General features: G+C 33.4%; 15 protein-coding genes and 1 pseudogene. 2 read left to right on the forward strand and 14 right to left on the reverse strand.

Annotation, left to right across the window (positions count from 1 at the left end; genetic code table 11):
• Positions 1-29 precede the first annotated feature (29 nt).
• Both ABC346_RS17420 and ABC346_RS17425 read right to left on the reverse strand, forming a co-directional pair.
• A complete protein-coding gene (locus ABC346_RS17420; protein WP_413236060.1) occupies positions 30-1,442 on the reverse strand; it encodes a DHA2 family efflux MFS transporter permease subunit in 1,413 nt (470 codons plus the stop codon).
• A 162-nt stretch (positions 1,443-1,604) separates the two neighbouring features.
• Positions 1,605-2,150: an NADPH-dependent FMN reductase gene (locus ABC346_RS17425; RefSeq protein ID WP_413236061.1), complete on the reverse strand. Its 546-nt coding sequence runs from the start codon at positions 2,148-2,150 to the stop codon at positions 1,605-1,607.
• A 188-nt stretch (positions 2,151-2,338) separates the two neighbouring features.
• On the opposite strand from ABC346_RS17425, the gene ABC346_RS17430 reads away from it, so the two are divergent.
• Positions 2,339-3,121, forward strand: a complete 783-nt coding sequence (locus tag ABC346_RS17430) for a class I SAM-dependent methyltransferase (protein ID WP_413236062.1) — start codon at positions 2,339-2,341, stop codon at positions 3,119-3,121.
• A gap of 17 nt (positions 3,122-3,138) precedes the next feature.
• Here ABC346_RS17430 and ABC346_RS17435 read toward each other — a convergent pair whose 3' ends face one another.
• Complete coding sequence (locus tag ABC346_RS17435; protein WP_413236063.1) at positions 3,139-3,747, reverse strand: zinc dependent phospholipase C family protein; 609 nt, start codon at positions 3,745-3,747, stop codon at positions 3,139-3,141.
• A 163-nt stretch (positions 3,748-3,910) separates the two neighbouring features.
• Positions 3,911-4,846 carry a ring-cleaving dioxygenase gene (locus tag ABC346_RS17440; RefSeq protein WP_413236064.1) on the reverse strand — a complete coding sequence of 312 codons (936 nt, stop codon included), beginning with the start codon at positions 4,844-4,846 and terminating at the stop codon, positions 3,911-3,913.
• A 134-nt stretch (positions 4,847-4,980) separates the two neighbouring features.
• On the opposite strand from ABC346_RS17440, the pseudogene ABC346_RS17445 reads away from it, so the two are divergent.
• A pseudogene (locus tag ABC346_RS17445) lies at positions 4,981-5,330 on the forward strand (SDR family oxidoreductase); the annotation flags it as partial.
• Between the two features lie 65 nt (positions 5,331-5,395).
• Here the strand turns inward: ABC346_RS17445 and ABC346_RS17450 are convergent.
• The 10 genes from ABC346_RS17450 to ABC346_RS17495 form a co-directional block, all read right to left on the reverse strand.
• Entirely contained in the window at positions 5,396-5,818 is a 423-nt protein-coding gene (locus ABC346_RS17450) for a spore coat protein (protein WP_413236065.1), read from the reverse strand.
• Between the two features lie 269 nt (positions 5,819-6,087).
• The gene (locus ABC346_RS17455) at positions 6,088-7,200 is read right to left on the reverse strand and encodes a YecA family protein (RefSeq protein ID WP_413236066.1); all 1,113 of its coding nucleotides are present in this window, start codon (positions 7,198-7,200) and stop codon (positions 6,088-6,090) included.
• 352 nt (positions 7,201-7,552) lie between these two features.
• Positions 7,553-8,029, reverse strand: a complete 477-nt coding sequence (locus tag ABC346_RS17460; RefSeq protein ID WP_413236067.1) for a GNAT family N-acetyltransferase — start codon at positions 8,027-8,029, stop codon at positions 7,553-7,555.
• Between the two features lie 278 nt (positions 8,030-8,307).
• Positions 8,308-10,056: an adenine deaminase gene (ade, locus tag ABC346_RS17465; protein WP_413236068.1), complete on the reverse strand. Its 1,749-nt coding sequence runs from the start codon at positions 10,054-10,056 to the stop codon at positions 8,308-8,310.
• Between the two features lie 248 nt (positions 10,057-10,304).
• Complete coding sequence (locus ABC346_RS17470) at positions 10,305-11,636, reverse strand: alkaline phosphatase (RefSeq protein ID WP_413236069.1); 1,332 nt, start codon at positions 11,634-11,636, stop codon at positions 10,305-10,307.
• A 208-nt stretch (positions 11,637-11,844) separates the two neighbouring features.
• Positions 11,845-12,309 carry a GNAT family N-acetyltransferase gene (locus ABC346_RS17475; protein ID WP_413236572.1) on the reverse strand — a complete coding sequence of 155 codons (465 nt, stop codon included), beginning with the start codon at positions 12,307-12,309 and terminating at the stop codon, positions 11,845-11,847.
• Between the two features lie 192 nt (positions 12,310-12,501).
• On the reverse strand, positions 12,502-12,657 hold the full coding sequence (locus ABC346_RS17480; RefSeq protein ID WP_413236070.1) for a hypothetical protein: 156 nt from the start codon (positions 12,655-12,657) through the stop codon (positions 12,502-12,504).
• 89 nt (positions 12,658-12,746) lie between these two features.
• The gene (locus ABC346_RS17485; RefSeq protein ID WP_413236071.1) at positions 12,747-13,403 is read right to left on the reverse strand and encodes an SIMPL domain-containing protein; all 657 of its coding nucleotides are present in this window, start codon (positions 13,401-13,403) and stop codon (positions 12,747-12,749) included.
• A 62-nt stretch (positions 13,404-13,465) separates the two neighbouring features.
• On the reverse strand, positions 13,466-14,020 hold the full coding sequence (locus ABC346_RS17490) for an SLOG family protein (protein ID WP_413236072.1): 555 nt from the start codon (positions 14,018-14,020) through the stop codon (positions 13,466-13,468).
• Between the two features lie 137 nt (positions 14,021-14,157).
• Positions 14,158-14,556: a spore coat protein gene (locus tag ABC346_RS17495; RefSeq protein WP_413236073.1), complete on the reverse strand. Its 399-nt coding sequence runs from the start codon at positions 14,554-14,556 to the stop codon at positions 14,158-14,160.
• Positions 14,557-14,561: the final 5 nt, after the last annotated feature.

The raw sequence follows: 14,561 nt of genomic DNA on the forward strand, positions 1-14,561 counted from the left end.
GCTTGGACGCAAAGTCCAAGCTTTTTTAGTTATCGTGATGTAATTCTCTTTTCTTTCCCATCACGAATGAAGAATGCAAGAATAAGCCCTACTATAGAAATGATTGCTGTAACAATAAAGGAAACATTCACTCCATGTATTAACCCTTCCAATCCTTTTTCAGGAATTGCAGCTGTCGACATGATTGTAATTGGCAATGCTGTTCCAATAGCACCTGAAACTTGTCTCAATGTGTTATTTACTGCGGTACCATGAGCTATATACTCATTCGGTAATGCATTTAGTCCAGCAGTAGTCACTGGCATCATAGCCATAGCAACTCCTAACATACGAATTGCGTGTATGGTTGCAATATATGTGAAGCTTGTTTCGGTACTCAACATACCGAACATAAACGTGGTTACCACAATTAAGCTAAGTCCAATGATAGCTAAGTAACGCGAACCATACCTATCGAATAACCTTCCCGTGATTGGGTTCAATATCCCTTGTAGAATTGCACCAGCTAGTAAAGCGAGTCCTGATTCAAATGCAGAAAACCCTAACATATCCTGCATATATAACGGAAGAATAACAGCAGCACCTATCATTGTCATGAAAGTTACCATTCCAAGTACCGTTGTAATCGTAAATATTTTGTATTGAAATACACGAAATTCTAATATTGGTGTTTTTAAATTTAATTGTCTCAATATAAACCAAGCCAAAGCAATAATTCCTATAACCATCGATATAATCACTTGATTGCTTAGCCATCCAGCACTACCAGCAATACTAAATCCATATAGCAATCCACCAAATCCTAATGTAGATAAAATGATGGATAGTTTATCCAATTTTGGAAATGTACGTTTTGTTACATTTTTTAGTAGAAAATATGCGATTGCAATATTAATGATTGCAATAGGTAGAACCATAAAGAACAATGTTCTCCAAGGGAAATGTTCTACAATATAACCAGATAGTGACGGTCCAATAGCAGGTGCAAATGAAATGACAAGTCCAAACATCCCCATTGCACTACCTCTTTGCTCTTTAGGGTAGATTAACATCATAATTGTTTGCATTAACGGCATGATAATACCCGCTCCTGCAGCTTGTAAAATCCTTCCTGTTAAGAGTAATCCAAAATTCGGAGCGACCCCACATATTAATGTTCCTATAGCGAAAAATGACATTGCCGCTAGAAATAAACTGCGCGTAGTGAATGTTCCAATCAGGAACGCAGTAATTGGAATCATAATACCATTTACAAGCATAAACGCAGACTGTAGCCATTGTGCAGTGTTAGCGTCTAGTTCTAGATCACCCATAATATGAGGTAACGCTGTTCCTAATAATGTCTGATTCAAAATTGCAACAAACGCACCGGATAATAATACCACTAATATTGGCATACGACTCATATTCTCTGTAGACCCACCTACATGGCTCTCACTCATAATAATCCTTCTTTCTTTAAACCTATAAAATTTTAGCAAAAAAATTATTATATCATGTTAATTTTATCCTTACAAGATATATTCTTTAGCTATTTGTTAGAGTTATGTAGATAAAAGAATAATAAAACCCGGTAAATAATTACCAGGTTTTTTATCAATTATTTATGCTTCTACACGATTAATCCATTGAACAAAATTATCAACAACATTATCTATAAATTGTACTGTTGGCTCATCCGTTAAGTTACCTAGCTCGTCCATTTTATTTTGGACAGAACCAACGAATACTTCATTTCCTGGTAATGTCAAAGTACCAACACCAGGTGCATTTAATATTTGACGCAATTGCATTTGTGCTTTGACCGTACCCATAGCTCCCATTGATGCACCAACGATCATGGCTGGTTTATTTACCATCACTAGATCCACACGAGAGAACCAGTCGATTGCATTTTTTAACATACCCGAAATCGAGCCATTGTATTCTGGTGTAGCAAATAAAATACCATCACTATTTTTAATTCTTGCTCTTAAATCCTCTACAATTGCTGGTGGATCCATTTCTTTATCTTGATTATAAAAAGGAAGTTCATCGATTGGTAAAATATCGATATCTAACTTTCCTGCATATTTTTCTTTCATATATTCTACAAGTTGTTTATTGTAAGAATCTTTTCTGTTACTTCCTACCAATGCTGCTATTTTCATCTGTAAAAATCCCTCCATGATATTCTATTCTTTAAATCACAATAGTATAATATAAACATATCGTTAACTTCATCTCAAGAAATCTGTTTGTAAAATAATTATTAATTATTTCGAATCACTTTTTATAATGAAACGATATTATATATTCTTACCATGAATCGATATAATATCGGAAAGGAGGTAACGTAATGATTGATTTTCATTCGTTTGAAAATACAAATTCTTATAGCAATAGACCCGTTGATATAACATGGATAGAAAAGTTACAAACCTTTATTGAAAAACCTCAACATAAGATCGCTGTAGATATGGGGTGTGGTGGAGGGTTATACACTGAAGCATTAGCTGACTTAGGATTTAAGGAAATATACGGAATTGATTTTTCTGATGCAATGTTAACTTCAGCCACCAATAATTACCAATACCTAAAGCGAACTCGTTTTCTTAAAGGAACTGCTTATAGCAGTGGGCTAGAATCAAGTTCTATTGATTTCTACTTACAGCGTGCGGTATTACATCATTTATCAGACCCAGAAGCAGCATTTATGGAAGCTGCTCGAATATTGCGAAATGAAGGAATAATATTTATTCAAGACCGTACTATTGAAGATTGTCTAATCCCTGGATCCACGAGTCATCTCCGAGGGTATTTATATTATGATTTTCCGGAACTTATTGAAATTGAAAAGCAGCGAAGGCCCACTATTTCAGAAACTATATTTCAATTAAAAAATGCAGGTTTTACAGAAATAAAACACATGAATTTATGGGAAGTTCGAAAAAAATATGATTCCTTTCAGGATTTACGACGAGAAATTGAATCCAGAAAAGGAAGATCCATTTTACATGAACTTACTGACGCTGAATTAAAATTATGGATTCAAAAGCTAGAAAATCGACTTCCTGATATGGAGATTGTTGAAAAAGATTGTTGGACTATATGGGTAGCCCATAAGAAAGACAGCAACTAAATATTTTGTACAGTTCTCTATTCTGATAGTTTTTTCATAAAATAAATTGCTCTTTCTACAGATGTTTCTATGTATCCAATAATTTGTTGTAATGTAAATACATTTAATATAGCTACTAACTCCTTATTGCTATATCGCATATCATCCAGAACAAAATCTATAAAGTTTTTAACATCCTGTGACTTTACTTCCTCTAAATCCTTTATTTCTATATTCGATTGCAGTTGATCGTTTAACTCTTTGTTATAATCATAAAATTCTAATAATTTTCCATTTAAAATTCGAAAATCTTGATGGTATAATTGAAAAATTTCTTTATTCGATTCCATTCTATTCTTCAACCAAGGTAAGTAAAAACCTTTTAGCCATAGATCATCGGCTACTAAATGACTAAAATATCCTAACACATAGGGATTAGTTTTATATTCTTTATACTTTTCTATAAATCCTATATAATCAATCGTTCTTGTATAATTTTCTAAAGATCCTTTATAAAAGTGCGATGCATCCTTTGATGTTATTGCATCTGGCGCGATTCCCCCAATTAGAAATGAATGAACATCCTCTATAGGAAAATGCTCTGTAATTCTCTTTGTAATTATTAAATGCATTATTCTTGATCCCAAATTCGATCCCACCTTTTAACCTATACCATATCACACGAAAATTTGGCATGCTGCTATTGTACTTTTATAATAAACCAGAACTAGAATGTATTTTTCTCATTCTAGTTCTGGTTCTATCTACTTTATCTATCTTTTCTTACTTTATTCCAAATAGCCTTAACCTCTAGTTATCCAAATTTCTTATTTCAATAGGAATTAGTTTTTTCTCTAATCTCGCTCTAAATATTTCATATTGGCTAGGTAATTTTAATGTTTCACCCATCGTTTTTACTGATTCATCGTGAGCAAATCCAGGAGGATCTGTAGCTATCTCAAATAAAATCTCACCATGCTCTTTAAAATAAATGGCATTAAAATAGTTACGATCTTTAACTTCCGTTACATGTAATCCGTGTTTAGCTACATGCTGCTGCCATTCTAAATGCTCTTGATTATCTTTTGCCCTAAAAGCGATATGATGAACTGTTCCAACCCCCATTTGACCTTTTGGAGAAGCAGTTTGTTTAATATCAATCGTATTTCCAATATCTCCATAAGATCGATATCGAATATACTCTCCTTCCTCTGCAACTTTTTCAAATCCTAACGTATTTACTAATGTCTCTCCTGTTTTTCCTGGGTGAGAGGGAAGTAATATTGCCCCAGCAAATCCTTTAATTGAAACTTCAGGTGTAATATCACCAAATGAAAAATCATTTAATTTTCCATTCTCTGTTTCAACTAATTCTAAATTCAAGCCATGAATATCATTAAACGCAAGATACGTATCACCAAAACGCATTACTTTCTCTGTGGGTATGTTAAATTTAGCAAGACGCTCTTCCCAGAAGTTCATCGTTCCTGGTGGTATTGCATAACTCGTAACACCAACTTGACCAGACCCTATTCTACCTTGGTATGCATTCGCCCATGGAAAGAAGGTAATGATTGTTCCTGGTTCTCCTGCTTTATTACCAAAATAAAGATGATAGGTACTAGGATCATCAAAATTAATTGTTTTCTTAACCAATCTTAATCCTAATACACTTGCATAGAAATCTACATTTTCTTGAGGATGTCCAACAATGGCCGAAATATGATGGATTCCTGCAGTATTCATAAGTTATCCCTCCATTTATATTTAATTAATATATCTTTAATTAAATATAATATACGACGTTTTATTATTTTTGTCAAGTTATCGAGATTAGGATAATAATGCATAAGAAATAATTCTATTCAAAGAGAAGGCATTCTATAGAAGGTATCCGTGGAGTTGGAAACCAATCAGGTTATGTAGCAAGTAAACATGGTGTTGTAGGCTTAACCCGAAATTCTGGAATAGAGTATGAACAATATGGAGTTAGTATTAAAGCAGTTGCTCCTGGTGCTATATTGACGCCTATGGTAGAAGATTCTCTAAAACAAATGGGTGAAGACAATTGGGAAGAAGCAGGTAAAAATTTGTAAGTGTAAATCCAATGAAAAGATTTAGGAAACCAGAAGAAGTAGGACATTTGGTTGCTTTTTACTATCTAATCACTCTGGATTTATCAATGCTACTGTCATCCCTATTGACAGTGGACAAATCATATAAATACTAAAAAGTAAAAAGATGATTATTGTTGAGGCATTATACACCTCAAACAAAAATCATCTTTTTAATTAATTAGATAAACCCGTGTTTACGGTGTCCACAACATTTACCATGTCTTCTACCACCACGTTCTTTATCATCTTTGTGTCTTTTTTTGTGACACCCATTACTGTTACCGTTTCCATTGCCATTACTTTCACTACCGACTCTACGACAATTACTTGAATCATTTACATCGCTTCCACAGTCATAGTTTTCTACAACTGTCTCTTCAAAATCAGATTCGCTTACTGGATAATAGTTTTCATTACGAACAATAGTACGATGAACATTTTTGATTTTAGTTGGATGAATATATCTCACAGTTCTATGATCTGTTGTGTTACGAACTATTTGTCGAGTTGGACTTGTAATTGTTTCTACATAGTCGTTGTTATTATTGTGGTTTTGACATTTACTACACTTACAACCACGATATCCGTTATATTTACCCATTATACATCCCCCTTTCTTATTTCATACTTTACTATATGAAAAAAAATAAGGATGTCTTAAGCTAGTGACTATGAAACATATAAAATGTACCTTTATACTAAGGAGATTAACTAGATTTTCTTATTATGGCCTATTAAACAATGTATTTACCATTGTTTAATAGGCCATAATTTCAAGAATGTATATATCAAATATTGAATCCAGTTCATAATCAGATGTGTTTTGGAAACAACTGGACACTTTCTTGCTCCATCGATTTTTCTAATATATTACATACAACATTTTTTATATTTCTTGCCAGTTCCACAAGGGCAAGGATCATTTCTACCAACTTTTGATTTTTTTATGGGACTTGTATCTTCATTTTGAATTACAAAATTGCCTTTTGGTAGTTCTTTTAGGTTCGAATTATTCATTTGTGAAATTTCAGTAGGTGTATAGCCTTTTAAAATCCATAACCTTACTTCGTTAGTTGCATTCATGACGAGTTGTACAAATTCATGAAATTGCTGCTCTGAATTAAACTCAAATACTTCATTTAAATATTGAAGTGGCGCTGTCGGTTTTTGATCAATATTACATATAATAATATAGTTATCAAGTATATCTAAAACATCAATTTCTTCGATATCAAAATTACGTAGTATATATTTGCGGAGTTTTTTTAACCCTTTAGTCGATGGTACAAAATCAACATCGCTACTTTGTAAAAGTTCTTGTTCAGTAAAAGGATAATAAGGTATTTCTTTTCTTTTCGATTGTTCAACTAAAATAAAATCAGGATCATCTACACGAAAATCTATATATATTTTTTTATCCACTTGTATTTCAAAGGATTGATACATTGTTTCAGCAATCTTCATGACATGAAGAAATTCAAATGATTCAATTTTTTCATTTGTTATTTTTTCAATTTGAGCAATCAATATTTCCTGCTTCATCACGCCGTAATAATATAACATACCTTCCGTTAATTTATGCCATTTCGTATTACGGGAAGCTGTCTTCTGCAACTCATTTGATTGTATATTATCATATACTTTTAGTAACTCTTTTGGCATAATAGCAACTTCTTCTACTTCTTTAACAAATATGAATCCAAGCGCCTGTAAAAATAGCATTTCTTTGGTTTTTACATGGACAGGAATCACACCATTATTTCGTTGAAATTCATTAAATAAGTCCATTACAGGTTTATTAAAATACATTAGTGTAACTTGAAACCTGTCTGGAATCTCTGTTGCCAATCGTTCCACTAAATTGGCTTTATTAAGCTGACTAGCGTTAGGAATTGCATGAATACGTCGCAATTTATCTAGTTTTACTTTTGGATATTGTTCTAGTTCTTTTATATAGGTTGGCATTTTCACATTTTCTATCATAATTATATTCACCTTTTTATTTCTATTTTACATGGATAGATATTACTATCTAAATTCAACATTACTATATTGTAATGTTTACATATACATATCGTCAAACCATCTCATTTGAAATATAATTAAGTCAATTACATATTCGCCAAGGGCCATTTAAAAGGGCAAGAAATATAACAAAACGTTTTTCTCAAAAGATGAACAATAATAAGACAGATAATCCTGTGGGATCAGGGCATAGGTGAGACCATGGTGCATAAGCATCCGAAGGCTCACCAGCCGCTTGTTGGATAAGCGAGGCATACTTCTGAAGCAGTGTTTCAAAATCAATTTGTTGGGTTGTTTAAAACATATCTTATTATGAAACGTACTTTATCATCGTTATAAAATCTGTATTTTTATGTAAAAATTTTTGTTTTTTAATAAAACCATGATTTTCATATAAACAAATTGCACGGTGATTAAACGTTGCCACAGTTAGACGAATATCTTTCAATGGGCAAGTATCATAGACATAATTCAAGATATGGCTTAAAAATATCGTTCCATATCCTCTACCCGTATATTCTGGTTTCATTCCCAATCCAAGATCAATACAATCATCAATATAAGCACCAAATCGATCTCCAGCCGGAACCTGCGCGGAACGTCCTAAACAGAAAAAACCAATTAGCTCTCTATCTCCATTAATTATCGCATAATATTGATTTCCCAGAAGTTCAGCAATTGCACCTGTAGTAAGAACATGATTATAAAAATCATATGGTTTTTCATATTTCCAACAAAGCGCTTCAACTGCGTATTTTTGGTTCATGCGTATTATTTGAATATCCATTTTCCCTTCCCCATTCAGTTTGAGACGTTACAATAATCACACTTTTCAATTTCAATTATCCCATAAAAGTTCTCATGATGGAATTCAAACAATCAGAAACGATAGGAACAAAACAGAGGTTTAATGCATAAACTGAACAATAATAGACCGTCGCGAATATACGTAACCCTCAAAGAGGGGAGAGGTCAAGATGAGAACATTTAGTAGCATTAACTAAAAGACTCATCTCCATGGGAAATCAAATCATGCTGAACACGCATATATATAATTTATTGATACTATTTCTCCTCTACTTCGATATCAATATGAGAGAATGTTTTAAAGTCAAATAATCCTTGATCAGTTATTTTAAGAGCCGGTATTACAGGTAAAGTTAAAAATGATAACGTTAAAAATGGATTAAATGTAGTAGGAATACCAATATCCTCTGCTACATGATTTAACTTCACAACATCTTCATAAACATCTATATAATCTTTATCAGACATTAATCCTCCAATTGGTAATGCTAAGTAAGCCTTAACCTGCTTCTGCTTCGTTATGACTAACCCACCATTAAGTTCTTCCACTTTTTTTATAGCTATAAGCATTTCTTCTTCTGAAGTCCCTACTACAACAAAGTTATGTGAATCATGTGCCACAGATGTCGCTATGGCTCCTTCTTTCATTTGGAAACCTTTCACTATTCCTTTTCCAATATAACCTAGGCCTTTATGTCTCTCCACTACCGCAATCAGTAATTGGTCTCTGTCTATAGAAGGTACAAACTTTCCATCTTTGACATCTACTTTCTCACAAATGTGATTCGTTATAATTTTATTAGGAACAATTTCTATGATATTACAATAATCTTGTGAAATTTGAATGGAAAAATCACTTGTTTTTAATTGATGAATACAAGGCTTTGGTAATTTACTTGCCTCATAAGTGAGGGAAGCAGAAAAATAAGACTGATTAATTTCTCCTTCATCCACTACACACTTACCGTTTTTATAAACTTGATGAATGTCAACCTGATATTCATCATTCAAAATTAAAAAGTCTGCTATATATCCCGGTGCTATCGCTCCAAGCTCTCTTAACCCATAACATTCAGATGTATTTAATGTAGCCATTTGATAGGCCTTTACTGGATCTAGTCCAAATTGGATTGCTTTACGTATTATATGATCGATATCTCCATTCTCTACTAAATCATCTAGTAACATATCATCGGTTACAAATACACACCGTCTTGCATTTTTTTCATTAATAATTGGTAATAAAGATTCCAAATCTTTGGCTACCGTTCCTTCTCGTATCATCAAGTACATTCCTGCTTCCAGTCTATCTTTCCCTTCTTGTGCAGTAACTGATTCATGATCATTACGAATTCCAGCAGCCATGTAAATATTTAAGTCTTCTTTAGATAATCCAGCAGCATGACCATCGATTGTTCCGCCATGTTGAATAGTAGTAGCTATTTTTTCTAACATTGTTTGTTCTGCATTGGCGACCGAGGAAAAATCCATTACTTCTGCCAGTCCAAGAACATTAGAGTTTTGTATATAGGGAGATAAATCTTTCGCATCGAGTTGTGCACCATTATGTTCAAATTGTGTTGCAGGTACACTCGAGGGCATATTAACAAAAATGTTCATTGGCAAGGCATCTGAAGCATTTAACATATATTCTAAACCAGATTTACCTGCGACATTAGCTATTTCATGAGGATCTGTAATCGCTGTCGTTATACCATGTTTTAACATCACTTTTGAAAATTCTCGAGGTGTCAACATTGTACTTTCAATATGTACATGCCCATTAATAAGCCCAGGTACGATTTTTTTACCGGTAGCATCAACAATTTGCTCACCTTCATATTCACCGATACCAGCAATATAACCATCTATAATAGCTATATCCGTCTTCTTCCAATCTCCAGTAAATACATTTAAAACCTCTGCATTTTTTATTACAAGTTCAGCTGGTTTACGTTTACTCGCTACAGCAATTCTATTTTTCAACTGCTCTATTGTATTCTTCACCTTCAAACCACTCACCTTCTAATAACTTGTTGTATATTATACGCATGAATGTAGTTCCCTCACAAGTCTAGACGGAGCAAAAATAATAAAAATCCTGATCTATTATACCGAAAGCTGGCTACTTTTCGGAATGTAGATCAGGATTTCACTTATATATTAATTTTATAAAATCAAGCAATCAAATAATCAGTAATAATGATATACAGTGAAATTGCGTAATTTTTTTCAAGTAAGCTAAAGGCCTAATTTTATTTTAGTTTCATAGCTTTTTCTAATAATTTTGGAATGTCTGTGTTATCCAATATCCCAGAAAATGATTCTGATTGTGGACCATATGCATAAATTGGAATATCTGCAGCTGTATGACCAGTACTTGTCCAGCCAATAGTGGATCGTTCACTAACTACATGATTAATAGCTAGCTTAGGGTCTTCTGCTACTTTAATAGATTCTATCTCTTCTTCCGTCAATTTGAACCCAGTATAGGTATTTACAACTTCATGAACATTAGAACGCTCTTCATCTAGTTGATTCGCCATGTATTCCCCTGTCGCTGTTACATCATTAAGAATGTTTGCATTTAAATCCATCTGATCATATCCACCAGTTGTCATTCCTCCTGTATCATGATCAGCCGCAACCACGACTAATGTCTCTCCATCTTCTTCAGCAAAATCAATTGCAGCTTGAACCGCTTTTTCAAACGCTTCTGTCTCACTCATAGCGTAGGCAGGATCATTATCATGACCAGCCCAATCAATTTGACTACCTTCGACCATTAAGAAAAATCCTTGTTTATTTTGATTCAGTTGATCAATCGCATGTGTAGTCATGTCCTCTAAGCTTGGTTCTTCCGTATCTTTTCTATGAAGTTCTGGAGATAAGGCTTCGTTTGCAAACAAGCCTAGTAATCTCTCATCTTTCTTGATATCAATATTTTGTTCTAACATTTCCTCTCTATTTTCTGCTAAAAGATAGCCTTTATCTTGAGCTCTTTTCATAAGCCCAGCGTCCTCTTGATTACCTCCTTCTACTTCTCCAATAAAATTATTCATTCCCCCACCAAGTAAAATATCTACCTCAGAATCAATTAATTGTCGTGCAATCTCCGTCTCATTATTTCTATCTTCTACATGTGTTGCAAATGCAGCTGGAGTAGCGTGTGTGATCGTAGATGTAGCTACTAATCCAGTTGCTTTATGATGTTGCTTCGATTTTTCTAAGATAGTTTCTAAATTATTCCCATCTGTATCCTTACCAATGACACCGTTGTTTGTTTTCTCACCAGTAGCCATTGCTGTACCAGCTGCCGCTGAATCAGTCACATCCGAATCTGCAGAGTGGGTTGTAAAAAGACCTTTTAAGTGAGAATCCCATACAACCTCTTCTCCTTTATATGTACGGTAATTGGAAGCATAATCTGAACTAAAGCCATCTGGTATCATATAAATTACATTCTCTACTTTTTTATTTTTACCCTTTACTGAGGCTGCTTCTTTTTCATTACCAAAAGACGCTCCTATAATTCCTGCAAAAATTAATAGACTTAATACTGAAATCCAACCTAATTTCTTAAACACATAATTCCTCCTTCTTTTGTAACTACTTCAACACTACCGAAGGAAGTTTAACTCAATATAAATATAATGTTAAAAAAGAATGAAGAAAAATCACTCCAATTACCCATGCTTATTATCCGATTTTAAAAAACGATGTTTAGTTGTAGATAAAAAAATAGAATTAGTATATGCTACCAATTCCAATTTCCTCTATTATTAATTATCGAATTTAATCTAGTTTCCATGACATGCGATAGGTATTTAGAAGATGTCCATCAAAGTTTTCATGAAAATCTTTAATTATTTCAAACCCCTTTGACTTATAAAAATTCAATGCTTTTATATTATTTTTCTCCACATTCAGTTGTATTTCTTGAGGATGCAATTGATCAATTCCATAATGTAAAAGTGCTGAACCAATTCCAATTCCTTGCTGTGATGGGTATAAATATAGTGCTCCTAATTCCACATACCCTTCCTCTGACATCGGTGAAAAATTAGCAAATCCCACTGCCTCTCCTTCTTTTTCCGCGATATAAATATAAGACCTTTTCAACCTATATTTCATATTTTTTTCACTGTAGGCTCCTTCTAAGAACCTATTCTGTATTTTTTCTGGAATTATTCCATTATATGTATCATGCCAACTCGTTTTAGCAATATCTTGCACATTAGTAATATCTTTTCTTTTCATAGGTCGAATCACGATCCCCAACTTTTTCACTCCTCCCTATAATATTACATCTGACAAAACAGCAATTTTTAATACTTTTTATTATATCATTACTACCTATTTATTATTGTGAATATACGAAAAAAGCATCCTTAAAGTATAGGATAACTCTAATAAGATGCTTTTACTTAGAAAGGTTTTATAATTGTAATGTCATTGCTTTTCTCGATCTTTATTTCGTACCTTGTTTTCAATTATTATCCGTCCAGCCTCTGATTGATCAATTCCACGTTTTACTGCTGTAACAATAACAAAATATAAAATCGCAAATGGGATAATGTAAGAAATTATTATTAAAAATGCTTCCACAATTTTTGCCTCCTCTATTACTACGTACTTCAATTATATACAGTATATAATTCCTTCGCCATAAAGAAGGCACTGCTACCATTCGTTTTCTATCCTTGCAATTGATAATTAGCTTTAACTGAAGCTTCTATCCGTTGTGTACCTGGTTCCACTGGAGTAGAGGCTGCAAATAATTTTACTCCATTACCACCGGAATCAACCTCAGTAATTTTTGTTGGAATTGGATTAATTGAAACTCCTAATTCTTGAGCTATAACTTCAGCTTTGCTTTGTGCATTTCGTAAAGCTAACGTTAGTGCTTCTTCATAAAAATTTTCTGGATCATCAACAGAAAACGTCACGGAAACAACTTCATTTGCTCCCTGGCTAATCGCTAAATCAATAATTTCTCCTAAACGGTCTAAATCTTCTAAAGTTATGGTAATTTCATTTCTAACTTCAAAAGTTTCAAAAATTTGCTTTCCATCTACGTAGTTATAAATAGGCCGTGCAGAAAAACTTGTAGTTTGAATGGATTCCCTTGGTACTCCTTCACCAACAATTGCAGAAATAACATTTGTCATCGATTCATTATTTTGTTGTTGTGCTTCTTCCAATGAAGCATTTCTTGTTACTACCGCTAACCGTACATGTGCGATACTAGGTATGACTAATACCGATCCTGTTCCAGTAACTGTTATTGTAGATTCCGTTTGTCGCATAGGTAATGACTGACGCATCGGTGATGGTACATAATTATAATACATAACATCCCTCCTCCATATCATCCTATGCTAGGTATATATAACAGGTACATTATTGTTCATTATTAATCCCAATAATCCGGATCTTGCATACGCAAATCTTCTACAATGTCTTCGATATCTTGGGGAGTTATTGTAAATACGGGGTAATCTTTAGCTGTTTTTTGTAAAGTGTCATAAAAATATTTAGTACTTCCAGGAAACTCTTCATCCACTAATAACAGACATGCATCGCTTTTATCAATTAACCACATATCTTTTGTTCGAAACTGATATGGACCTTGATAATCTCCTTTATAGATTGTTTTAAAAAAATCAGCTGTCATCGTTAATTCCTCATATTTCTCTTTTAACATTTCTGGCCACCGACTATCATGATTTTCAAAAGGAGGAAAAACGCCTAATTGAACTGGATATTCTTCTTTTAAATCCATTACAACATCCGCAGCCCATAACTCCACTCCCATTTGTCCAGATATAATTACCCATTCTAAACCTTCTTCTAAAAATTCACGTATTCGTTTTTCTAGAGAAGCTTTTATAAATTGAATTCTAGAATCATCTTCTTTAAAAATATTTAATTCCATTGGTTTATAGCCTGTTACCATTAAAATTTTCATACCTAACCAACTTTCTTATGTATTACGTATTGACGATCTTAATCAATCAAATTCTTTCATCTAGCAGTACTATTGTGTCTATATGAAACAAGCTTTTCAAAAAGGAAAGGAGGTAGCATATACGCCACCTCTTTAGATTAACACCATTTATTTGGTTTATTCCAGTGATGATGTCCTGGATGCATTGAGCCGCCAACTTGATTACTATTACAGTTACCATTACCGTATCCTGGTGACGTAGCTCCTGCCACTTGGCCATTACCATTACCATAACCTGGTGACATAGCTCCTGCCACTTGGTTGTTTGGTACGTTAAAAGAACCACCATATTCATTAACATTGTTCGTTTGATTTTGGAATGAAGTAGAATGCGGATAGAAATGCTTGTTCTTTACAGTGTGATGATTCATCACTGTGGTATGACTCGGATGAATGTGATTTACAACACTCTCTGAACAAGTGTTTACACAGTTGTGTTTTGTAGGATGTACAACTGTTTTCTCGCAACCACAATGTCCCCCATGATGTCTACGCATAAAAT

Origin of the sequence: Oceanobacillus phoenicis (genome assembly GCF_047238145.1) — a bacterium.
Classification (GTDB): domain Bacteria; phylum Bacillota; class Bacilli; order Bacillales; family Amphibacillaceae; genus Oceanobacillus.

Excerpts from the sequence above, each read along its gene's own strand:
- ABC346_RS17420 (WP_413236060.1), bottom strand. The coding sequence starts at position 1,442 with ATGAGTGAGAGCCATGTAGGTGGGTCTACAGAGAATATGAGTCGTATG.
- ABC346_RS17425 (WP_413236061.1), bottom strand. The coding sequence starts at position 2,150 with ATGAAAATAGCAGCATTGGTAGGAAGTAACAGAAAAGATTCTTACAAT.
- ABC346_RS17430 (WP_413236062.1), top strand. The coding sequence starts at position 2,339 with ATGATTGATTTTCATTCGTTTGAAAATACAAATTCTTATAGCAATAGA.
- ABC346_RS17440 (WP_413236064.1), bottom strand. The coding sequence starts at position 4,846 with ATGAATACTGCAGGAATCCATCATATTTCGGCCATTGTTGGACATCCT.
- ABC346_RS17450 (WP_413236065.1), bottom strand. The coding sequence starts at position 5,818 with ATGGGTAAATATAACGGATATCGTGGTTGTAAGTGTAGTAAATGTCAA.
- ABC346_RS17455 (WP_413236066.1), bottom strand. The coding sequence starts at position 7,200 with ATGATAGAAAATGTGAAAATGCCAACCTATATAAAAGAACTAGAACAA.
- ABC346_RS17460 (WP_413236067.1), bottom strand. The coding sequence starts at position 8,029 with ATGGATATTCAAATAATACGCATGAACCAAAAATACGCAGTTGAAGCG.
- ABC346_RS17475 (WP_413236572.1), bottom strand. The coding sequence starts at position 12,309 with ATGAAAAGAAAAGATATTACTAATGTGCAAGATATTGCTAAAACGAGT.
- ABC346_RS17485 (WP_413236071.1), bottom strand. The coding sequence starts at position 13,403 with ATGTATTATAATTATGTACCATCACCGATGCGTCAGTCATTACCTATG.
- ABC346_RS17490 (WP_413236072.1), bottom strand. The coding sequence starts at position 14,020 with ATGAAAATTTTAATGGTAACAGGCTATAAACCAATGGAATTAAATATT.
- ABC346_RS17495 (WP_413236073.1), bottom strand. The coding sequence starts at position 14,556 with ATGCGTAGACATCATGGGGGACATTGTGGTTGCGAGAAAACAGTTGTA.